Consider the following 20,643-nt stretch of genomic DNA (forward strand, 5'->3'; position numbering starts at 1 on the left):
CAAAGCGGCGAACCTAAGCGCCTGCTGGTTTGTCGTTCCGCTTTGGAGCCTAATTTGTTGCCCGCGAGTCCCAGACTCGCCACGCCGCACGACTACCAAATAGATTGATTCGCGATGCCGCTGGCATTGCACCACGGGGGATTGCATGGATCTTTGGAACGCCGCGCAGGCGTTGATTCTGGGTATCGTTGAGGGGCTGAGCGAGTTCTTGCCGATTTCCAGCACCGGCCACCAGATCATAGTCGCAGACTTACTGAGTTTCGGTGGCGAACGGGCGATGGCCTTCAACATCATTATTCAACTCGGCGCGATCCTGGCGGTGGTGTGGGAATATCGGAGTAAGATCCTCGACGTGGTGATCGGCTTGCCAAAAGAGCCACAGGCGCAGCGCTTTACCGGCAATCTGCTGATTGCCTTCTTTCCTGCCGTCATCCTGGGTGTGGCTTACGCCGATCTGATCCACCAGTACCTGTTCAACCCGATCACCGTGGCGACCGCGCTGGTGGTCGGTGGCGTGATCATGCTTTGGGCCGAGCGCCGCCAGCATCAGGTGCGCGCCGAAAGTGTCGAGCAGATGACCTGGACGGACGCGCTCAAGGTGGGCTGCGCGCAATGCCTGGCGATGATTCCCGGCACGTCGCGTTCCGGCGCGACCATCATTGGTGGCTTGCTGTTTGGCCTGTCGCGCAAAGCGGCCACCGAGTTCTCCTTCTTCCTGGCAATGCCGACGATGGTCGGTGCTGCGGTTTATTCCGGCTACAAGTACCGTGATTTGTTCCAGCAGGGTGACCTACCGGTGTTCGCCGTTGGTTTTATCACCTCCTTTATATTCGCCATGCTGGCGGTGCGCGCGCTGCTGAAATTCATTGGCAATCACAGTTATGCGGCGTTTGCCTGGTATCGCATCGGCTTCGGTCTGTTGATTCTGGCGACCTGGCAGTTGGGGCTGATCGACTGGAGCACGGCGCAACATTGATGTGCTGGAGGCATTCGGCGGATAGATAAAGGCGCGCTATGCGGTCAGCCTGCGAGCTAGAGCCGTGGGCCGATCAGTCGAAGTCGAGCAGCAAACCCACCTGGCGGATCTTCGGCAGCTTACGCACCACCAATTGATGGGAGCGGCTCAGCAAGTCTTTCAGCTCAGCCGCGCTCAGCGGGTAGGGCGCCGTCATGCTGATCCAGTGCGCGCGAGCAAGGTAGGGCGCCGGGCGAATACCGGGGCGGTCGACATAGCCGAGGAACAGTTCGCTATCCACCTTGAGCGCCAAGCCATCACCGAGAAAGTCGAGGATGGCGATCATCTTAGTGCCGGCGATGGAAAACACCCGGTTGTTGCCCCACTTGAGGTCTTCACGGACGCCGGGCAGTTGCAGCAGGAACGAGGCGACGGCGGCGGGTGTCATGCTTGACTCCAAGTCGAGAGGTGATTCGGTCAGCGGCAGGTTGCTCATACCGGTTGGGTCCAGTCACTCTTGAAGGCCTCGGTCAGATGGTCGATCCAGGCGCGTACCGTGGGCGACATGCCGCGTCGATGCGGATAGACCGCCTGTAAATAGCCGCTGGGCAGTGTCCAGTCGGGCAGCAGGCGCTGTAGGCGGCCATCCGCCAACTCCTCCTGACAATATAACCATGGCAGTAAGGTCATGCCCAAACCCGCCAGTGCCGCGGTTTTGCGCACGACGAAATCATCGATGCCCAGGCGCGCCTCCAGGGCGATATCGCGCTTGCTGCCATCGGCGCCGAGCAGGCGGAAATGCACCTTGCGGTCGGCTTCCAGCGCGCCGAGCACGGGCAGGCTGGCAAGGTCGCTGGGGCTGAGAATCTGCCGGCCTTCCAGCAGGGTTGGCGCCGCGACTAGAGCCAATTGCGCCGGGCGCAGTTTGCGGGCGATCAGCGCCGGGTCCTCATCGCCTTCATCGCGCACGCGCAGCGCCACATCGATGCCTTCGCCGAGCAGATCGACGCGCCGATTGAGCAGCAGCATATCCAGTTGCACCTGCGGGTAGGCGCTGAGAAAGTCAGTGATGATCTGCGGCAGGTAGGACTGCGCCAACGCCACTGGGCTGGACACCCGTAGGCGCCCGCGCGGCTCGCTGGAAAGGGTGGCGACGGCTTCATCGGCCATCTCGGCTTCCAGCAGCATGGCCTGGCAATGGCGGTAGTAACGCTCACCAATATCGGTCAGCGACAATTTGCGGGTGCTGCGCTGCAGCAGGCGCGCACCCAGGCGGTTTTCAAGCTCGGCGATGCGCCGTGACAGCCGCGACTTGGGGATGCCCAGCAGTCGGCCAGCAGCCGCAAAGCCGCCGGCTTCCACCACTTTGGCGAAATAGAACAGATCGTTAAGGTCTTGCATGGCTTTATCGTCCTATGAGTGGGACGAACTATCACATTTTTACCGGCTAATACGCTATTGGTTTCATTGGTAGTCTTTGTCCCACTCGATCGCCAGCCCGCGATTCCTACTTGGGAGAACGCCATGAAACTTTTGCACCTCGATTCCAGCATCCTCGGCGACGCATCCGCTTCGCGCCAGCTCAGCCAGACCGTGGTGGCAGCTTGGCAGGCAGCAGAGCCGGCGGCCAAGGTCAGCTACCGCGACCTGGCCGGCGATGCCCTGAGCCACTTGTCCTCTGCCAGCCTGGTGGCTGGCGGTACTCCAGCTGAGCTGCGGGATGCCGCGCAGAAGCACGAAGCCGAACTGGCTGAGTCGACCCTGCAAGAGTTCCTGGAGGCGGATGCCATCGTGATCGGCGCGCCGATGTACAACTTCAGCGTGCCGACCCAGTTGAAAGCCTGGATCGACCGCATCGCGGTGGCCGGCAAGACTTTCGCCTACGACGAGAATGGCCCGAAAGGTCTGGCCGGCGGTAAAAAGGTGGTGATCGTCTCCACGTCCGGCGGTTTGCATGCTGGCCAGCCGACCGGCGTGGCTCATGAAGATTACCTGCTGGTCGTGCTTCGTTTCCTCGGCATCACCGACATTGAAATCATCCGCGCCCATGGTCTGGCCTATGGCGAGGAGCCGCGTGCCAATGCCTTGGCCGCGGCTAATCGGCAGGTCAGTGAGCTGTTCGCCGCTGCCGTTGCCTGAGTCACACAGCAGCACATGAATAAAAACGCCCCGTCGAAACGGGGCGTTTTTATTGACGCGTTACAGCTGTAATCAGACCACAACGCCCTGGCTACGCAGGTAGTCGTCGTAGGTGCCGCTGAAGTCGATCACACCGCTGGCGGACAGCTCGATGATGCGCGTGGCCAGGGAGGATACGAACTCACGGTCATGGCTGACGAAGATCAGCGTACCCGGATAGTTCTCCAGCGCCAGGTTGAGTGCCTCGATGGACTCCATGTCCAGGTGGTTGGTCGGTTCGTCCATGATCAGCACGTTGGGCTTTTGCAGGATCAGCTTGCCGAACAGCATGCGGCCCTGTTCACCACCGGAGATGACCTTGACCGACTTGAGGATCTCGTCGTTGGAGAACAGCATGCGGCCGAGGGTGCCGCGCACCACTTGCTCGCCGCCCTGAGTCCAGCGGCCCATCCAGTCGAACAGGTTGCTCTCGTCTTCGAAGTCGTCGGCGTGATCCTGGGCGTAGTAACCCAGTTCGGCGCTTTCGGTCCATTTCACCGAGCCGGCGTCCGGGCTCAGTTCGCCGACCAGGGTGCGCAGCAGGGTGGTCTTACCGATGCCGTTGGGGCCGATGATGGCCACCCGCTCGCCGGCTTCCACGGTGAAGCTGAAGCCTTTGAACAGCGGCTTGCCGTCGAAGCCTTTGGCCATGTTTTCCACATGCACGGCCTGGCGGTGCAGCTTCTTGGTCTGCTCGAAACGAATGAACGGGCTGACGCGGCTGGACGGCTTGACCTCGGCCAGCTGGATCTTGTCGATCTGCTTGGCGCGCGAAGTCGCCTGCTTGGCTTTCGAGGCGTTGGCCGAGAAGCGGCTGACGAAATTCTGCAGCTCGGATATCTGGGCCTTCTTCTTGGCGTTGTCGGACAGCAACTGCTCGCGCGACTGGGTGGCGGCGGTCATGTATTCGTCGTAGTTGCCCGGGAACAGACGCAGCTCGCCATAATCCAGGTCAGCCATGTGGGTGCACACGCTGTTGAGGAAGTGCCGGTCGTGGGAAATGATGATCATGGTGCTGTTGCGCGTGGTCAGGATGCTTTCCAGCCAACGGATGGTGTTGATATCCAGGTGGTTGGTCGGTTCATCCAGCAGCAGCACTTCCGGGTCGGAGAACAGTGCCTGGGCCAGCAGTACACGCAGTTTCCAGCCGGGCGAGACTTCGCTCATCGGGCCAAAATGCTGGCTCAGCGGAATGCCCAGGCCGAGTAGCAACTCGCCGGCACGGGATTCGGCGGTGTAGCCGTCCATTTCGGCGAATTCGGTTTCCAGTTCGGCCACGGCCATGCCGTCGTCTTCGCTCATTTCCGGCAGCGAGTAGATGCGGTCGCGCTCGGCCTTGACCTTCCACAGTTCTTCGTGGCCCATGATCACGGTATCGAGCACGCTGAATTCTTCGTAGGCGAACTGGTCCTGGCGCAATTTACCCAGGCGCACGTTCGGTTCCAGCATCACCTGGCCACCGGAGGACTCCAGATCGCCACCGAGGATCTTCATAAAGGTCGACTTGCCGCAGCCATTAGCCCCGATCAGGCCGTAACGGTTGCCGTTGCCGAACTTGACGGAAACGTTCTCGAACAGGGGTTTAGCCCCGAATTGCATGGTGATATTGGCGGTGGAGATCACGAATCTGGTCCAGGAAGCGAGCGCACGCAGCGCGAAAGGGTCGCGATTGTAGCGGTTTAGGGCGCTGAAGGGCAGTCGGCGGGACAGGTGGATGTAGCGAACGGCTCACTCGCGATAAAACACCTGCACCAGGTGAAAGCCGAACTGACTTTTCACCGGGCCGTGGACTTCGCGCAGAGGCTTTTTGAAGATCACCTGATCGATCGCCCGGACCATCTGCCCTGGGCGCACCTCACCGAGATCGCCACCGCGTTTGCCCGAAGGGCAGGTCGAGTATTTTTTCGCCAGCACATCGAAGGCCTCGCCATTGGCGATGCGTTTCTTCAGCTCGGCGGCTTCGGCTTCGGTTTTGACCAGAATGTGGCGAGCCATTGCTTTGGCCATGATCGATTTCTCATCTGCACGGATACTGCCATTGTGCCAGGAATGCGCTGGCTTTATCGTGCAGCCACCGCTGCTCATGCCTGATCAATACGCCGGATGTCGGCGCAAAGTGGCCTAACGAATAATTACACTGCCTTGCGGATGCTTACCCATGGACCTTAATCCAATGCTGAAAATCCTGGCCAGCCAGGATGGTTCTGACCTCTATCTGTCCACCGGGGCGCCGCCCTGTGCCAAGTTCAACGGTGTACTCAAATCACTCAGCAGCGAGCCGCTGAAAGCTGGCGAAGTCGCAGCCATCGCCGACTCGATCATGGATTCGGCGCAGAAGGTCGAGTTCGAGCGCGAGTTGGAGATGAACCTGGCCATCTCGTTGGCACATATCGGGCGCTTTCGCATCAACATCTTCAAGCAGCGCAACGAAGTGTCCATCGTCGCGCGCAATATCAAGATGGAAATCCCCAAGTTCGAAGACCTCAAATTGCCGGAAGTGCTGCTCAAAACGGTGATGGAAAAGCGCGGTCTGGTGCTCTTCGTCGGCGGCACCGGCTCGGGTAAATCCACCTCCTTGGCGGCGCTGATCGACTACCGCAACCGCAACAGTGGCGGGCACATCATCACCATCGAAGACCCGGTCGAGTACGTGCACCGGCACAAGAAGTCGATCATCAACCAGCGAGAAGTCGGCGTGGACACCCGCAGCTTCCATGCCGCACTGAAAAACACCCTGCGTCAGGCGCCGGATGTGATCCTGATCGGCGAGATTCGCGACCGCGAGACCATGGAGCACGCCCTGGCTTTCGCCGACACTGGCCACCTGGCGATCTCGACGCTGCACGCCAACAACGCCAACCAGGCGCTGGACCGCATCATCAACTTCTTCCCGGAAGAGCGTCGCCCACAGCTGTTGAATGACCTGGGCAACAACCTCAAGGCCTTCGTCTCCCAGCGCCTGGTAAAAACCAGCGACGGCAAGCGCCGTGCGGCGGTGGAGGTGCTGCTCGGCACACCGACCATCCGCGACCTGATCAAACGCAGCGAGTTTGGCGATATCAAGGAAATCATGGAGAAATCCAAGAACCTGGGCATGCAGACCTTCGATCAGGCGCTGATCGATCTGGTCAACGAAGGCGTCATCGACGAAGAGGAAGCGGTGAAAAACGCCGACTCGGCGAACAACGTGCGGCTCAAACTCAAGCTCTACCGCGAGAACCCGGGCAGTGCCAAGTCCACCCCGGAAACCGCGCCCAAACCGGAGCCGGCCAAGCCCGTGGATGTCGCCTCCTGGAGTATGGAGCTGAAGCTGGAAGAAATCGCCGAAGAGGAAAAACTGGAAGAGCCGGGCCGGTCAGGGATTTGAGCGCAGGCCAAGCCCGGATCAGTGCAACGCTATTCGGGCGTGGCCGCAGCCTTTTTCGGCGTGGCAATCCAACCTGTCCGGGCAAGCTGTATAGGTGAAACAAATTCCCGCTGTACTTAGCGCTCACGGCCGAGGACGCCTAGATTCGTGGCTTGCAGTCAATTTTTAACCTGCGATCCGGGAGGTTGTGATGCGTATTGCCGTTCTGACGTTCGAAGGCTTCAACGAACTGGACTCCTTTGTCGCCGCCGGCCTGCTCAACCGCATGCGCGGCCAGGGCTGGGAAGCGCAGATCACCTGCCCGCAGCCATCGGTGACCTCGATGAATGGCGTGGTCGTGCAGGCCCAGCAGCCGCTGGAATATGCCAACGGCGCCGATGTGGTGCTGTTTGGCAGTGGTATCCAGACCCGGGCGATTGCCGAGGATCGCTCCATCCTCGACCGCCTGCAGCTCGATCCGCAACGCCAGTTAATAGGCTCGCAGTGCTCGGGCGCCTTGCTGATGGCGAAACTGGGTCTGCTAGGGGATCTACCGGCCTGTACTGACCTAACCACCAAGCCCTGGGTGATCGAGGCGGGCGTGCGCGTGCTGGATCAGCCGTTCTACGCCAAGGGCAATCTGGCCACCGCCGGTGGCTGCCTGTCGGCCCCCTACCTGGCGGCCTGGGTGATAGCGAAACTGGCGGGAGAGGATGCCTGTGCCACGGCGCTGCATTACGTGGCGCCAGTGGGGGAGAAAGAGGCATTTATGGAAAGGGCGCTGGCTGTGATCCGTTCTTACCTCTGAGCCTACGGCTGGTAGGGGTTAGCCGGCGTGTTGGTAGGTGCCAGCACCATGAGGTGCCGCGCTGAATTCAGGCAAAGCTTCGGCCGCGGCTGAGAACTGTTGTAGCGCGGGGAACGCCGACGCATTTACGACTTCGGGCAACATTGCTTGCGTGAAGTACCAGGCTATCGCAGTGGTGACGCCCGCTTGGTTGATTGTGTCGCTCTCTACAGCAAGCGGCGCTCGCAACAGCTCTGACTCCAGGGCCTCATAGGCTGCCAGCAACTGACCAGTAACTCGGGATAGCCAAGGTTCGTGCTGCTTTTCGGCAGGGCGGAGATTGCGTTCGTAAATGATTTGAACGCTCTTCTCGCAGGCGGCAAGAGCCATGCCAATGATGCGCAGAGCACGTTGGCGCTCGCCGATTGTGGCAGGCATTAGAGATCTTCCTGGGCTGGCAAGGCTCTCTGCATACTCAAGGATGAGTGTTGAATCCATCAACACCGTGTCGTCGTCGCAGACCAGCGAAGGTGCTTTGACGACTGGGTTGATTTGGCGGAATTGCTCGAAAGTACTGAAAACCGAGATCGAGCGATGTTCAAACGGCACATCGAGCAGTTGTAGCGACACCGCTACACGGCGGACATAGGGCGAATCGAGCATCCCGATAAGTTGCATGGTTTCTCCTAGACGTTATACCGACTAGCGCACCGGTTAAGGTTGGTAGGGCGGGTGAAACCCGCCAAATAAAAACAACAAAACAATATCAGTCGGACGCCAATGTTTTAAACGCGCGGTTTTCACCCACCCGACAAAACTACGGCCGGGTTTGGAGAAGCGACCTAGACGCAGATTGCGGGAGTGCGGCGAAGGACGGCGTGTAGGAGCGAATTTATTCGCGAAGGGGCGGAGTCAATCATGTAAGGGCGCATTCATAGCCAGATGGCGTCCCAGAATGGGTAGTCACCGATGCGCGTGACCAGTTTGGCCCTGAGTGGGTTGGCGACGATATAGCGGGCTATGGTTTGTATATCGTCTTCACGCCGCATGGCTTGGTCATGGTAGCCGGGTTGCCAGAGGCGCCCGCTTAGGCCTGTGTGCCGGTTGATGGCCTGGGTGCTGCTGGCCTTCAGACGCTTCATCAGTTGAGCCAGGCTGCCTTGTCTAAGCGTAACCAGCCAGTGCAGATGGTCCGGCATGACGACCCAGGCGAGCGACTCCACCAAGCTTTCCTCAGTACAACGGCGCATCTTCAGGATCAGTAGGCGGGCACAGGCGAAATCTTGGAAAGCAGGAGTACGTCGCTGGGTAACAGTGGTAATGAGATAGCTACGGCCGGGCTCGGAGAAGCGCCCGAGACGCAGGTTGCGGGCGTGCGGCGAGTGTAGAGTGGGCATTCCGTTGCCTCTTGGTTTTTGTGGTCGCGGATAAATTCTACAAGTCCCGGAACCGTGTTCGCGAATAAATTCGCTCCTACATGGGCCGGGTGTAGGAGCGAATTTATTCGCGATTGGCTTTTCAATTCGGGAGTGTAGGCAAGTCCCGGAGCTGTGTTCGCGAATAAATTCGCTCCTACATGGGCGGGGTGTGGGAGCGGATTTATTCGCGATTTGCTTTTCAATTCATGAGCTCCGGCAAGTCCCGGAACCGTGTTCGCGAATAAATTCGCTCCTACATGGGCGGGGTGTAGGAGCGAATTTATTCGCGATTGGCTTTTCAATTCCTGAGCTCCGGCAAGTCCCGGAGCCGTGTTCGCGAATAAATTCGCTCCTACATGGGCGGCGTGTAGGAGCGAATTTATTCGCGATTAGCCTTTCAATCCCTGAGTTCCGGCAAGTTCCGGAACAGTTCCAGCGCCTGCGGGTTGGCCAGGGCGTCGGTGTTTTTCACCGGTTTGCCGTGCACCACGTTGCGTACCGCCAGTTCGACGATCTTGCCGCTGATGGTGCGCGGGATATCCGCCACGGCGATGATCTTGGCCGGCACATGGCGCGGGGTGGTGTTGGCGCGGATGACCTGGCAGATGCGGGTTTTCAGCTCGTCGGTGAGCTCGACGTCATCGCGCAGGCGGACGAACAGCACCACCCGCACATCGGCGTCCCAGTCCTGGCCGATGGCGATGGATTCCAGCACTTCTTCGACCTTTTCCACTTGGCGGTAGATCTCTGCGGTGCCGATGCGCACGCCGCCGGGGTTGAGTACCGCGTCCGAGCGGCCATGAATCACCAGGCCACCGTGCTCGGTTTCCTCGGCGTAATCGCCATGGGCCCAGATTCCAGGGAAGGTTTCGAAATAGGCGGCCTTGAACTTCTCGCCCTGCGGGTCGTTCCAGAAGCTCACCGGCATGGAGGTGAAGTGCTTGGTGCAGACCAGTTCGCCTTTCTCGCCTTTGACCGGCTTGCCGTCGTCATTCCAGACCTCGACGGCCATGCCCAGGCCCTTGCACTGCAATTCGCCACGCCGCACCGGCAGCACCGGGTTGCCGAGGGCAAAGCAGGAGACGATATCGGTACCGCCGGAAATCGAGGACAGGCACAGATCGCTTTTGATCTCGCGGTAGACGTACTCGAAGCTCTCGTGGGAGAGCGGCGAGCCGGTGGAGAGAATGGCTTTCAGGCGTTCCAGCTGGTGTGAGCTGCCCGGTTTAACGCCGGATTTTTCCAGGGCGGCGAGGTACTTGGCGCTGGTGCCGAAGATGCTGATGTTTTCCGCATCGATCAGGTCGATCAGGCGCTGCGCGCCGGGGTGGAAAGGCGAGCCGTCGAATAGCACCAGCGTGGCGCCGAGGGCTAACCCTGAGACCAGCCAGTTCCACATCATCCAGCCGCAGGTGGTGTAGTAGAACAGCGTGTCGGCGGCAGTGAGGTCGGTGTGCAGCCCGAGCTCTTTGACATGCTGCAAGAGCACGCCGCCGGTGCCGTGGACGATGCACTTGGGCACGCCGGTGGTGCCGCTGGAGTAGAGGATATACAGCGGCTGATCGAAACCGACCTGGGTGAATTCGGGTTCGCCGCCGGCTTGGTAGAAGTCCGCCCACAGGGCGACTTTGGCGGGTGTCTGGAAGTCGCTGGCCTTGGCTTCGGCGCGCGAGTAGGGCACCACCACCAGTTGCTTGAGCGAGGGCAGGCGTTCGAGGATTTCGTTGAGCTTGCCGGTCAGGTCGAGGTTCTTGCCGGCGTAGCGATAACCGGCCGAGGCGATCAGCACGGTCGGCTCGATCTGGCCGAAACGGTCGATCACGCCCTGGGTGCCGAAGTCCGGCGAGCAGGATGACCAGGTCGCCCCGAGGCTGGCGGTGGCGAGCATGCCGACCAGGGTCTGCCAGGTGTTCGGCATAAAGGCCGCGACGCGGTCACCGACCCCGACGCCTACGGCCCTCAGGCTGCGTTGCAGGCCGGCGACATGCGTGGCCAGCTCGGCGTAGCTCAGCTCTTCGCGCGAGCCGTCTTCGCCAATCGCGACCAGCGCCGGGTGCTGGTCGCGGCGGCGCAACAGGTGTTCGGCGAAGTTCAGCGTGGCGCCGGGGAACCACTGCGCGCTGGGCATGGCCGGGCCTTCTTCGAGTACGGCGCGCGGCTGGCTGCCGAAACGGATCTCGAAGAACTCGACGATGGCCTGCCAGAAGGCCTCGCGCTGCTCCACGCTCCAGGCATGCAGCGCGGGGTAGTCGGCCAGTTGCAGGCTATGGCGCTGGTTGACGAAGCGGCGGAACGCATCCATCCGGGTGGCGGTGATGCGGGCCGGGGAGGGCGTCCATAAGGGTTGCTGCATCTCGATTCCTCGTTCGGCGGAAAGTGCCTTTCCACTCATGATTCTTGTCAGTCCTCGCCGTTGTGCACGGCTGTGGGCACGCTAGCCTACTGGCCGGTGGCCGCCTTTAACTCAGGCGACCTTTATTGCTCGGGCATCGACTCGAGCCCTGCTGTAGAGGCTTTGCACCAGCCCCGGCGCAGCCACAGCCAAGTCTGATGGCTGCGCTTTACGGCGTGTAAAGAAAGCCTGACGGTGGTCGCTTTCTTAGAGCCTGTTCATGATCTGCTGCAGTTCGTAAGGTGGGCCTTGGCCCGCTCCTACGCATTCTTAGCCAGTCGTGCCCGCGCCACCCGCGAGCCGTTGGCTTTGTCCAGCACCGCGCAGATGCGCTGGCCGGCGGCGATCAGCCGGTCCAAGTCGATGCCGGTTTCAATCCCCAGGCCATTGAGCATGTAGAGCACATCCTCGCTGGCCACATTGCCGCTGGCGCCCTTGGCGTAGGGGCAGCCGCCGAGGCCGGCGACCGAGCTGTCGAATACCTTGATGCCCTCCAGCAGGCTGGCGTAGATATTCGCCAGGGCCTGGCCGTAGGTGTCGTGGAAGTGCCCGGCGAGTTTCTCGCGGGGTATCTCGCGGCCGACCATCTCGAATAGCCGGCGGGTGGCACTCGGCGTGCCGGTGCCGATGGTGTCGCCGAGGGACACTTCGTAGCAGCCCATGGCGAACAGCTCCTTGGCCACGCTGGCGACCTGCTGCGGCGCGACGTCGCCTTCATAGGGGCAGCCGAGCACGCAGGACACGTAACCACGCACGCTGATGCCGTGCTGTTTCGCCGCGGCCATCACCGGTACGAAGCGCTCGAGGCTTTCGTTGATCGAGCAGTTGATATTGCGCAGGGAGAAGGCTTCGGTGGCGGCGGCGAACACCGCAACCTCCTTGACCCCGGCCTCGACAGCGGCTTCGAAGCCCTTGAGGTTGGGCGTCAGCGCGGCATAGGTGATGCCGGGCTGGCGCTGGATCTGGGCGAAGACCTCGGCCGAGCCCGCCATCTGCGGCACCCATTTCGGCGATACGAAGCTGCCGACCTCGATGTAGCTGAGGCCGGTGGCGGACAGTTCATCCACCAGCCGGACCTTATCCGCCACGCTGATGGGTTGGGCCTCGTTTTGCAGGCCATCGCGCGGGCCGACTTCGACCAGGCGGACGTGTTGGGGAATCGCCATTGCTTCACCTTTACGTAGGGTGGATGACGCTTTATCCATCCACCTGTGTTGTCTTGTCATGCCCACCACCGGACTGGTGGAAAACCGCTGCGCGGGTTTTCCACCCTACGCCTCTTCCAGCAGGTAGGGCGGTCTCGCCGCGCAGCGGCAGCCCGCCAATCGCCGGCGTATTGCCAATCAGTGGCGTACTGCCTTCGACGAGTACGCCCTACCTGGTTAGGTTTCCAGTTCCACCAGTACGGTGCCTTCGCTGACCATTTCGCCTTCGGCACAATACAGCGCCTTGACGATGCCAGCCTGCGGCGCGCGGATGCTGTGTTCCATCTTCATCGCCTCCAGCACCACCAGGGCGGCACCGGCCTCGACATTCTGACCGGCCTCGACCAGGACTCGCACGATACTGCCGTTCATGGGGGCCGTCAGCCCGCCATGATGGTGATGGCTGGCTTCGACCTCGGCGATCGGGTCGAAGTACTGCACCGCCCGCAGTTCGCCTTGCCACTGCAGATAAAGCGTAGGGCCCTGGCGGATCGCCAGGTGTTGGCTGCGCGTGCCGTTGTGCTCGACGACCAAGCGTTCGCCGCGCAGTTGCACGGCGCTGTCGCTGCCTGTGCTGCGCAGGCGCACGACTTGCTGCTCGCCGGCGCAGCTCAGGTGCAGATCGGTTTCAGTCGGCAAGCCGGCGCGCCAGCCGGTGGAAACGGCCCAGGAGGAATGCCGGTCATCCTCGCGCTGGCGCGCCGGTTCGCTTAGAGCGAAGGCGTGCGCGGCCAGTTGCCAGAACTCGGCGGGCAGGGCGCTGGCTGGCGGCAGCAATTGCTCCTGGTAGCGCGGGATAAAACCGGTATCCAGTTCGGCGGCGGCGAACGCCGGATGGGCGAGTACGCGCCGCAGGAACGCCAGGTTGGTTCTCACCCCACCGACGGCGGTTTCACCGAGCATCGCCAGCAGACGCTGACGGGCTTCCTCGCGGGTCTCGCCCCAGGCGATCAGCTTGCCGAGCATCGGATCGTAGAACGGCGACACCGTATCGCCTTGTTCTACGCCGCTGTCTACGCGGCGGCCAGGGCCGGCAGCGGACTCACGGTAAAGCGCGAGGGTGCCGGTGGCGGGCAGGAAGTCGTTGTCCGGGTCTTCGGCATACAGGCGCACTTCGATGGCGTGGCCAATCAGCGGTACCTCGGCCTGCGTCAGTGGCAGCGGTTCGCCGCGAGCCACGCGGATCTGCCAGGCGACCAGGTCGAGGCCGGTAATCGCCTCGGTGACCGGGTGCTCGACCTGCAGGCGGGTGTTCATCTCCATGAAGAAGAAGTCGCCACGCTCGTCCAGCAGGAACTCCACGGTGCCGGCGCCGACATAGCCGATGGCCTGGGCGGCGCGTACCGCAGACTCGCCCATGGCCTTGCGCAGTTCCGGGCTGAGACCGGGGGCCGGCGCCTCTTCGACCACCTTCTGGTGGCGGCGCTGGATCGAGCAGTCGCGCTCGTTGAGGTACAGGCAGTTGCCGTGCTGGTCGGCGAATACCTGGATTTCGACGTGGCGCGGCTTCAACACATACTTTTCGACCAGCATCCGCGAATCGCCAAACGACGACTGCGCTTCACGCTGGGCCGAGGCCAGTGCCTCCGCCAGTTCGGCTTCGCGTTCGACCACCTTCATGCCTTTGCCGCCACCACCGGCGGCGGCCTTGAGCAGTACCGGGTAGCCGATGCGTTCGGAAGCGACGCGGAAGGTCTCCACATCCTGCGCTTCGCCGTGATAACCCGGCACCAGCGGTACGCCGGCTTCTTCCATCAGCGCCTTGGCGGCGGACTTGCTGCCCATGGCGTCGATGGCGCTTGCCGGTGGGCCGAGAAACAGCAGGCCGGCGCTCTCGATGGCGCGGGCGAAGCCGGCGTTCTCCGAGAGGAAGCCATAGCCCGGGTGAATCGCCTGGGCGCCGGTGGCCTTGGCGGCGGCGATCAGTTTATCCACCAGCAGGTAGCTCTCCGCCGGTTTGGCGCCGCCAAGATCGACCGCGATATCCGCCTCGCGCACATGGCGGGCGTTGCGGTCGATGGCGCTGTGGACGGCCACGGTGGTGATCCCCAGGGCCTTGGCGGTGCGCATCACCCGGCAAGCGATCTCGCCGCGGTTGGCAATCAATAAGGTGCTAATCATGCTTCGGGCTCCTGCCAGGCGGGTTTGCGCTTGTCGAGGAAGGCGCGCAAGCCTTCTTGCCCCTCGGGGCTGACGCGGATGCGGGCGATGGCGTTTTCGGTATAGCGGCGCAGGGCCGGCGACAGCACACCGGAGCCGACTTCCTGGAGCAGGGTCTTGCTGACCTGCATGGCGTGCGGGCTGTTGAGCAGCAAGTTGTCGACCCAATTGCTTAGGGCTCGATCCAGCTCCCCCGGCGCGTAGCACTCGGCGAGCAGGCCCAGTTGTTGGGCCCGTTCACCGCTGAAACGCTCGGCGGTCAGCGCATATCGCCGTGTCGCGCGCTCGCCAATCGCCTGCACCACGAAGGGGCTGATCACCGCCGGGGCCAGGCCGATGCGCACTTCGGACAGGCAGAACTGCGCATCGCTCGCGCCAATCGCCATGTCGCAGCAACTGATCAGCCCCAGTGCGCCACCAAAAGCGGCGCCCTGCACCACGGCCAGGGTCGGCAGCTTGAGGTGGTAGAGGTTGTGCATCAGCTCGGCCAGTTCGCGCGAGTCATTCAGGTTGGAGTTGTAGTCGAGGGTCGCCGAGTGCTGCATCCAGGCCAGGTCGGCGCCGGCGGAAAAGTGCTGGCCGCGGCCACGCAGCAGCAGGAAACGCAGGCTGCGGTCGGCCTGGACGGCATCCAGGGCGAGGATCAGCTCGCGGATCATCTCGGCGTTGAAGGCGTTGTTCTTCTCCGGGCGATTGAGCCACAGCGTGGCAATGCCGCGCGGATCTTTTTCCAGTTGCACGGTGGTGAAGTCGGTCATGGTCATTCCTGTAGGGTGCGCTGTGCGCACCGATACGTTGAACATTGGTGCGCGCGGCGCACCCTACATGCGAAAGACGCCAAAGGTGGTCGGCTCGATAGGGGCATTCAGGGACGCGGACAGTGCCAGCGCCAGCACCTCGCGGGTTTGCGCCGGGTCGATCACGCCGTCATCCCAGAGCCGCGCGCTGGAGTAGTAGGGGTGGCCCTGGTGCTCGTACTGTTCGAGGATCGGCTGTTTGATCTTCGCTTCATCCTCGGCGCTGAGGCTGTGGCCGCTGCGTTCCGCTTGTTCGCGTTTGACCTGCGCCAGTACCCCGGCGGCCTGTTCGCCGCCCATCACGCCGATTCGCGCGTTCGGCCACATCCACAAAAAACGCGGATCGTAGGCACGGCCACACATCCCGTAGTTACCCGCACCGAAGCTGCCGCCGATGATCACGGTGAACTTCGGCACCCTGGCGCAGGCCACCGCGGTCACCAGTTTGGCGCCGTGCTTGGCGATGCCGCCGGCTTCGTACTTCTGCCCGACCATGAAACCGGTGATGTTCTGCAGGAACAGCAGCGGAATGCCGCGCTGGCAGGCCAGTTCGATGAAGTGCGCGCCTTTCTGTGCGGACTCGGCGAACAAGATCCCGTTATTGGCGATGATCGCTAGCGGATAGCCCTGGATATGCGCGAAGCCGCAGACCAGGGTGGCACCGAACAGCGCCTTGAACTCATCGAATTCGGAGCCGTCGACCAGCCGCGCTATCACTTCCCGCACATCGAAGGGCTGTTTGGCGTCGGCCGGGATCACGCCGTACAGTTCATCGCCGGCATACAGCGGCAGGCGTGGCGTGCGGCTATGCAGTTGGCCTTGTTTGCGCCAGTTCAGGTTGCCGATGCAACGGCGGGCGAGGGCCAGCGCATGCTCGTCGTTCTCGGCGTAGTGGTCGGCGACCCCGCTGGTTTTGCAGTGCACATCGGCACCGCCGAGGTCTTCGGCGCTGACCACTTCACCGGTGGCGGCCCGCACCAGCGGCGGGCCGGCGAGGAAGATCGTGGCCTGGTTGCGAACCATGATGGTTTCGTCGGACATGGCCGGCACATAGGCGCCGCCGGCGGTGCAGGAACCCATCACCACCGCAATTTGGGGAATCCCCATGGCGCTCATATTGGCCTGGTTGAAGAAGATTCGGCCGAAGTGTTCGCGGTCCGGAAACACCTCGTCCTGGCGCGGCAGGTTGGCGCCGCCGGAGTCGACCAGGTAGATGCACGGCAGGCGGTTTTCCCGGGCTATGGTCTGCGCGCGCAGGTGCTTCTTCACCGTCAGCGGGTAGTAGCTGCCGCCTTTGACCGTGGCGTCGTTGGCCAGGATCATGCACTCGATGCCTTCGACACGACCGATCCCGGCGATCACGCCGGCGGCCGGCACGTCCTCGCCATACACCTCGTGGGCGGCCAGCTGGCCGACTTCCAGGAAGGGCGAGCCGGGGTCGAGCAGGCGATTGATCCGTTCCCGCGGCAGCAGTTTGCCGCGCGAGCGGTGCCGCTCCTGCGCCTTGGCGCCGCCGCCTTCGTGGACGCGGCCGAGCAGGGCACGCAGGTCGTCGACCTGCTTGAGCATGGCCGCGTTATTGGCGGCGAACTCCGGCGTGCGGGTATTGATCTGGGTGTTAAGGATGGCCATGGGAAGTCCCTGTAGGGTGCGCCGCGCGCACCATCATGTTTGCCCGGTGCGCATGGCGCACCCTACGGGTTACTTGGTCTCGTTGAACAGCTCGCGACCAATCAACATGCGGCGGATTTCGCTGGTGCCGGCGCCGATTTCGTAGAGCTTGGCGTCGCGCAGCAGGCGGCCGGTGGGGAACTCGTTGATGTAGCCGTTGCCGCCGAGAATCTGGATCGCATCCAGGGCCATCTGCGTGGCGCGCTCGGCGCTGTAGAGGATGACCCCGGCGGCGTCCTTGCGGGTGGTTTCGCCACGGTCGCAGGCATTCGCCACGGCATACAGGTAGGCGCGGCTGGCGTTGAGCTGGGTATACATGTCGGCGACCTTGCCCTGGATCAGCTGGAACTCGCCGATGCTCTGGCCGAACTGCTTGCGGTCGTGGATGTAGGGCAGCACGACGTCCATGCAGGCCTGCATGATCCCGATGGGGCCGCCGGAGAGCACCACACGCTCGTAGTCCAGGCCGCTCATCAGCACCTTCACGCCGCCGTTGAGCACGCCGAGGATGTTTTCTTCCGGCACTTCGACGTCATCGAAGAACAGTTCGCAGGTGTTCGAGCCGCGCATACCGAGCTTGTCGAACTTGCTGCTACGGGAGAAACCTTTCCAGTCGCGCTCGACGATGAACGCGGTGATGCCCTGCGGGCCTTTCTCCAGGTCGGTCTTGGCGTAGATCACATAGGTGTTGGCGTCCGGGCCGTTGGTGATCCAGGTCTTGCTGCCGTTGAGGACGAAGTGCTCGCCCTTGCGGTCGGCGCGCAGTTTCATCGATACCACATCGGAGCCGGCATTCGGCTCGCTCATCGCCAGGGCGCCGATATGCTCGCCGGAGACCAGCTTGGGGAGGTATTTGGCTTTCTGCTCGGCAGTGCCGTTGCGGTTGATCTGGTTGACGCAGAGGTTGGAGTGGGCGCCGTAGGAGAGGCCGACCGAGGCCGAACCACGGCTGATCTCTTCCAGTGCGACCACGTGCGCCAGGTAACCGAGGCCCGAGCCGCCGTATTCCTCCGGGACTGTGATGCCGAGCAGGCCCATGTCGCCGAACTTCTTCCACATGTCAGCCGGGAAGAGGTTGTCGCTGTCGATAGCGGCAGCACGCGGGGCGAGTTCAGCGGCAACGAAGGCTTGAACCTGGTCGCGCAGCATGTCGATGGTTTCGCCGAGGGCGAAGTTGAGGGACGGATAGCTCATGGTTCCACCTGTGATCTTTATGATTAGGTTTAAACGGTAAGGTCTTGTTGTTTAAGCGTTTCTGCGAGTGCGATATGGCAGCGTTCCTCGGCCGTATCCAGCTCCAGCTGCATCTGCTGGATATCTAGCAGTTGCTGTTCAAGCTGCGCGCGGCGCTCGGTGATCTTGCGCATAAAGGTTTCCAACTGCTTGCGATTGCCGCCGCTCGGGTCGTACAGCTCGATCAGCTCACGGCATTCGGCGAGGGAAAAGCCGATGCGCTTGCCGCGCAGAATCAGCTTCAGGGAAACCTTGTCGCGTGCCGAATAGATGCGTTCCTGGCCACGCCGCTCCGGCGTGAGCATGCCTTGCTCTTCATAGAAGCGGATGGCACGGGTAGTGATATCCAGTTCGCGGGCAAGGTCGGAAATGCTGTAGGTCGTAGACATGGATGAATGCTCGCAATGCGTTTACCTTTACGTTAACGTAAAGCTACAAGGCAGGGCTGTCAATAACCGAACGCTGTGCACGGCCTTTACTGTCAGCGGGTCTAGGTGTAGACATTTTACAGCGTGCGCGTTTTGTCATCGGCCACCCTAGCCCAGCCAGTCGATCGGGGCGGTGTTGATGCAAACCCAGCCGGAGTGAGAGATGAGCCAATCATTTTCAACAAAAATAATAAGCACCGACCCGCTGCATGAGTCCCGACTGGTTCGGGAGAAACTGATTGTCGATGGGCAGTTGCCGCAAGGTCTGCTGCGTGACGAAATCGATGCGTCCTGGCGGCGCAGTATCGGCCATGGCCTGAGCTGCATCGATGAAGAAGCGATCGGTTTGCACCTGAGCAATGACCTCGAGTTATTGCTGGCGCAGAACCGCGTGCTGATCGATGCCGCCACCCCCGAGCTGGACTACCTGATCGCCCAGCAAGGTAAAGGCGGGCTGATCGTTCTCGGCAATGCCGATGCGACTGTGCTGGCCGTCGAGGGGCAAACCGAATACCTCAAGGCCTTCGAGCTACGCGACCTGGCGCCGGGCAACTGCTGGAGTGAGGCGCTGCGGGGCACCAATGCCCTGGGCACGGCCGTGGTGGAAGGCCGGCCGACCTTGATCAACTGTGGCGAGCACTACCTGGATCGCTTGAGCCGGTTCTCCTGCACCTCGGTGCCGATCAAGAATCCACTGGGCCAAGTCATAGGAGTCATCGATCTGACTCGCGAAGGCGTGTTGACCCAGCCGCAGGACAGCCTCGCGACCTTGATGCTGGTGGCCAGCAATATCGAGGGCCGGCTGTTCGGCGCTTTTTATCCCGAGCAGATCATTCTGGCGTTCCACAGTCGCCGACAATACTTGGGTTCCGCCTGGCATGGCCTGCTGGCGCTGAGCCTGGATGGTGAAGTGCTGGCCGCCAACCAGCAGGCCTGCGATCTGCTGAAACTGCCGCGGGCGAGCCTGCTCGGGCGTCGTTGCCAGGACTTTCTCGGCGGCCGTAGCGGCCAGTTCATGGCCCGTCTGTTGCAGGGCGCGGTCAGCAGCGTGCAAACCGCCGGCGGCGAGTTCTTCTTCAAGGCTCTGCAAATTCCACGCTGCGCCGCAATGGCTGCGCCTGCGGCTGCTACTGTGTCGGCGCCGAAACGCCTGCTGCTGGAAGAGTTGGCCGGCACTAACAGCCGTTTTGCCCGCTCGCTGCGCATGGCTCAACAGGGGCTGGCGGGCGGCTTGCCGGTGCTGCTGTTGGGCGAAACCGGCACCGGCAAGGAAGTGGTGGCGCGGGCGCTGCATCAGTCCAGTCTGCGTGCCGATAAACCCTTTGTCGCGGTGAACTGCGCGGCGATTCCCGAGGGGCTGATCGAGTCGGAACTGTTCGGTTACCGCGAGGGGGCGTTCACCGGTTCGCGCAAAGGCGGCATGCTCGGGCGCCTGTTGCAGGCCAATGGCGGCACGCTGTTCCTCGATGAAATCGGCGATATGCCGCTGAGCCTGCAAGCCCGCCTGTTGCGTGTGCTCCAGGAGCGCAAGGTGGCGCCTTTGGGCGCCGGCGAGGAGCAGGACATCGACGTGGCGGTGATTTGCGCCACGCACCGCGACCTCAAGCAGCTGGTGCAGGACAAGAGCTTCCGCGAAGACCTCTATTACCGAGTCAACGGTGTGAGCCTGCGGCTGCCGGCGCTGCGCGAGCGGGATGACATCGACGGCTTGATCGCCACTGTGCTGAACAAGCTGGGCGCCAGCCATATAAGCATCGACCAGGAACTTGGGGAACTGCTCGCCCACTACGATTGGCCGGGCAATATCCGCCAGCTGGAAATGGTCTTGCGCGCCGCGCTGGCCATGCGTGAAGGGGCGGAAACCGAATTGGGCCTGGAGCACCTGACCGACAGCCTGCTGGACGATCTGACCGCCAGTTGCCGGCAACCCTGCGGGCGTATCCGTGAAAACGAACTGGAGCTGATCCGCAGCTCCCTCGACCGGCACCACGGCAATGTGTCCGCCGCGGCCGACTCCCTGGGCATCAGCCGCGCGACCCTGTATCGCAAGCTGAAGCAGTTCCGCGCATAGCA

At 62.2% G+C, this 20,643-nt stretch carries 18 protein-coding genes; 5 read left to right on the forward strand and 13 right to left on the reverse strand.

What is annotated here, in order from left to right:
• Window positions 1-145: 145 nt before the first annotated feature.
• A complete protein-coding gene (locus FFS12_RS04290; protein WP_137885667.1) occupies window positions 146-976 on the forward strand; it encodes an undecaprenyl-diphosphate phosphatase in 831 nt (276 codons plus the stop codon).
• 73 nt (window positions 977-1,049) lie between these two features.
• On the opposite strand, the gene FFS12_RS04295 is transcribed toward FFS12_RS04290, so the two are convergent.
• Entirely contained in the window at window positions 1,050-1,403 is a 354-nt protein-coding gene (locus FFS12_RS04295; RefSeq protein WP_137885668.1) for an MmcQ/YjbR family DNA-binding protein, read from the reverse strand.
• A gap of 44 nt (window positions 1,404-1,447) precedes the next feature.
• A complete protein-coding gene (locus FFS12_RS04300; protein ID WP_137885669.1) occupies window positions 1,448-2,356 on the reverse strand; it encodes a LysR substrate-binding domain-containing protein in 909 nt (302 codons plus the stop codon).
• A 123-nt stretch (window positions 2,357-2,479) separates the two neighbouring features.
• Here FFS12_RS04300 and FFS12_RS04305 point away from each other — a divergent pair, with 123 nt between their 5' ends.
• Window positions 2,480-3,094 (forward strand): NAD(P)H-dependent oxidoreductase, encoded by a 615-nt coding sequence (locus FFS12_RS04305; protein WP_137885670.1) that lies wholly within the window; start codon window positions 2,480-2,482, stop codon window positions 3,092-3,094.
• A 72-nt stretch (window positions 3,095-3,166) separates the two neighbouring features.
• Here the strand turns inward: FFS12_RS04305 and FFS12_RS04310 are convergent, their stop codons facing one another.
• Together FFS12_RS04310 and FFS12_RS04315 are read right to left on the reverse strand one after the other, a co-directional pair.
• Window positions 3,167-4,756 (reverse strand): ABC-F family ATPase, encoded by a 1,590-nt coding sequence (locus FFS12_RS04310; protein ID WP_137885671.1) that lies wholly within the window; start codon window positions 4,754-4,756, stop codon window positions 3,167-3,169.
• 105 nt (window positions 4,757-4,861) lie between these two features.
• Window positions 4,862-5,140 carry a peptidylprolyl isomerase gene (locus FFS12_RS04315; RefSeq protein ID WP_137885672.1) on the reverse strand — a complete coding sequence of 93 codons (279 nt, stop codon included), beginning with the start codon at window positions 5,138-5,140 and terminating at the stop codon, window positions 4,862-4,864.
• Between the two features lie 151 nt (window positions 5,141-5,291).
• Here FFS12_RS04315 and FFS12_RS04320 point away from each other — a divergent pair, with 151 nt between their 5' ends.
• Together FFS12_RS04320 and FFS12_RS04325 are read left to right on the forward strand one after the other, a co-directional pair.
• The gene (locus FFS12_RS04320) at window positions 5,292-6,500 is read left to right on the forward strand and encodes a PilT/PilU family type 4a pilus ATPase (RefSeq protein WP_171011807.1); all 1,209 of its coding nucleotides are present in this window, start codon (window positions 5,292-5,294) and stop codon (window positions 6,498-6,500) included.
• A gap of 190 nt (window positions 6,501-6,690) precedes the next feature.
• Window positions 6,691-7,287, forward strand: coding sequence for a DJ-1/PfpI family protein (locus tag FFS12_RS04325; RefSeq protein ID WP_137885673.1), 597 nt, complete (start codon window positions 6,691-6,693; stop codon window positions 7,285-7,287).
• Between the two features lie 18 nt (window positions 7,288-7,305).
• Here FFS12_RS04325 and FFS12_RS04330 read toward each other — a convergent pair whose 3' ends face one another.
• The 9 genes from FFS12_RS04330 to FFS12_RS04370 all read right to left on the reverse strand — a co-directional run bounded on the left by FFS12_RS04330 (window position 7,306) and on the right by FFS12_RS04370 (window position 18,531).
• A complete protein-coding gene (locus tag FFS12_RS04330; protein ID WP_137885674.1) occupies window positions 7,306-7,944 on the reverse strand; it encodes a glutathione S-transferase in 639 nt (212 codons plus the stop codon).
• 254 nt (window positions 7,945-8,198) lie between these two features.
• Entirely contained in the window at window positions 8,199-8,663 is a 465-nt protein-coding gene (locus FFS12_RS04335) for a transposase (protein ID WP_137885675.1), read from the reverse strand.
• A 418-nt stretch (window positions 8,664-9,081) separates the two neighbouring features.
• Entirely contained in the window at window positions 9,082-11,037 is a 1,956-nt protein-coding gene (locus FFS12_RS04340; RefSeq protein WP_137885676.1) for an acetoacetate--CoA ligase, read from the reverse strand.
• 299 nt (window positions 11,038-11,336) lie between these two features.
• Window positions 11,337-12,242, reverse strand: a complete 906-nt coding sequence (locus FFS12_RS04345) for a hydroxymethylglutaryl-CoA lyase (RefSeq protein WP_137885677.1) — start codon at window positions 12,240-12,242, stop codon at window positions 11,337-11,339.
• Window positions 12,243-12,458: 216 nt separating this feature from the next.
• Window positions 12,459-14,402 (reverse strand): acetyl/propionyl/methylcrotonyl-CoA carboxylase subunit alpha, encoded by a 1,944-nt coding sequence (locus FFS12_RS04350; protein WP_137885678.1) that lies wholly within the window; start codon window positions 14,400-14,402, stop codon window positions 12,459-12,461.
• Window positions 14,399-15,199 (reverse strand): gamma-carboxygeranoyl-CoA hydratase, encoded by an 801-nt coding sequence (locus tag FFS12_RS04355; protein WP_137885679.1) that lies wholly within the window; start codon window positions 15,197-15,199, stop codon window positions 14,399-14,401. Before FFS12_RS04355 ends, FFS12_RS04350 begins: the two co-directional genes overlap by 4 nt.
• A gap of 63 nt (window positions 15,200-15,262) precedes the next feature.
• A complete protein-coding gene (locus FFS12_RS04360; RefSeq protein ID WP_137885680.1) occupies window positions 15,263-16,870 on the reverse strand; it encodes a carboxyl transferase domain-containing protein in 1,608 nt (535 codons plus the stop codon).
• A gap of 69 nt (window positions 16,871-16,939) precedes the next feature.
• Window positions 16,940-18,103, reverse strand: a complete 1,164-nt coding sequence (locus tag FFS12_RS04365) for an isovaleryl-CoA dehydrogenase (protein ID WP_137819767.1) — start codon at window positions 18,101-18,103, stop codon at window positions 16,940-16,942.
• A gap of 29 nt (window positions 18,104-18,132) precedes the next feature.
• Entirely contained in the window at window positions 18,133-18,531 is a 399-nt protein-coding gene (locus FFS12_RS04370) for a MerR family DNA-binding transcriptional regulator (RefSeq protein WP_137819768.1), read from the reverse strand.
• Window positions 18,532-18,733: 202 nt separating this feature from the next.
• On the opposite strand from FFS12_RS04370, the gene FFS12_RS04375 reads away from it, so the two are divergent.
• Window positions 18,734-20,641 carry a sigma-54-dependent Fis family transcriptional regulator gene (locus FFS12_RS04375; protein WP_137885681.1) on the forward strand — a complete coding sequence of 636 codons (1,908 nt, stop codon included), beginning with the start codon at window positions 18,734-18,736 and terminating at the stop codon, window positions 20,639-20,641.
• Window positions 20,642-20,643: the final 2 nt, after the last annotated feature.

The organism is Pseudomonas sp. 2FE (assembly GCF_005503735.1).
Classification (GTDB): Bacteria; Pseudomonadota; Gammaproteobacteria; order Pseudomonadales; family Pseudomonadaceae; genus Aquipseudomonas.

Excerpts from the sequence above, each read along its gene's own strand:
- FFS12_RS04290 (WP_137885667.1), top strand. The coding sequence starts at position 146 with ATGGATCTTTGGAACGCCGCGCAGGCGTTGATTCTGGGTATCGTTGAG.
- FFS12_RS04295 (WP_137885668.1), bottom strand. The coding sequence starts at position 1,403 with ATGACACCCGCCGCCGTCGCCTCGTTCCTGCTGCAACTGCCCGGCGTC.
- FFS12_RS04300 (WP_137885669.1), bottom strand. The coding sequence starts at position 2,356 with ATGCAAGACCTTAACGATCTGTTCTATTTCGCCAAAGTGGTGGAAGCC.
- FFS12_RS04305 (WP_137885670.1), top strand. The coding sequence starts at position 2,480 with ATGAAACTTTTGCACCTCGATTCCAGCATCCTCGGCGACGCATCCGCT.
- FFS12_RS04315 (WP_137885672.1), bottom strand. The coding sequence starts at position 5,140 with ATGGCCAAAGCAATGGCTCGCCACATTCTGGTCAAAACCGAAGCCGAA.
- FFS12_RS04320 (WP_171011807.1), top strand. The coding sequence starts at position 5,292 with ATGGACCTTAATCCAATGCTGAAAATCCTGGCCAGCCAGGATGGTTCT.
- FFS12_RS04325 (WP_137885673.1), top strand. The coding sequence starts at position 6,691 with ATGCGTATTGCCGTTCTGACGTTCGAAGGCTTCAACGAACTGGACTCC.
- FFS12_RS04330 (WP_137885674.1), bottom strand. The coding sequence starts at position 7,944 with ATGCAACTTATCGGGATGCTCGATTCGCCCTATGTCCGCCGTGTAGCG.
- FFS12_RS04335 (WP_137885675.1), bottom strand. The coding sequence starts at position 8,663 with ATGCCCACTCTACACTCGCCGCACGCCCGCAACCTGCGTCTCGGGCGC.
- FFS12_RS04340 (WP_137885676.1), bottom strand. The coding sequence starts at position 11,037 with ATGCAGCAACCCTTATGGACGCCCTCCCCGGCCCGCATCACCGCCACC.
- FFS12_RS04345 (WP_137885677.1), bottom strand. The coding sequence starts at position 12,242 with ATGGCGATTCCCCAACACGTCCGCCTGGTCGAAGTCGGCCCGCGCGAT.
- FFS12_RS04350 (WP_137885678.1), bottom strand. The coding sequence starts at position 14,402 with ATGATTAGCACCTTATTGATTGCCAACCGCGGCGAGATCGCTTGCCGG.
- FFS12_RS04355 (WP_137885679.1), bottom strand. The coding sequence starts at position 15,199 with ATGACCGACTTCACCACCGTGCAACTGGAAAAAGATCCGCGCGGCATT.
- FFS12_RS04360 (WP_137885680.1), bottom strand. The coding sequence starts at position 16,870 with ATGGCCATCCTTAACACCCAGATCAATACCCGCACGCCGGAGTTCGCC.
- FFS12_RS04365 (WP_137819767.1), bottom strand. The coding sequence starts at position 18,103 with ATGAGCTATCCGTCCCTCAACTTCGCCCTCGGCGAAACCATCGACATG.
- FFS12_RS04370 (WP_137819768.1), bottom strand. The coding sequence starts at position 18,531 with ATGTCTACGACCTACAGCATTTCCGACCTTGCCCGCGAACTGGATATC.
- FFS12_RS04375 (WP_137885681.1), top strand. The coding sequence starts at position 18,734 with ATGAGCCAATCATTTTCAACAAAAATAATAAGCACCGACCCGCTGCAT.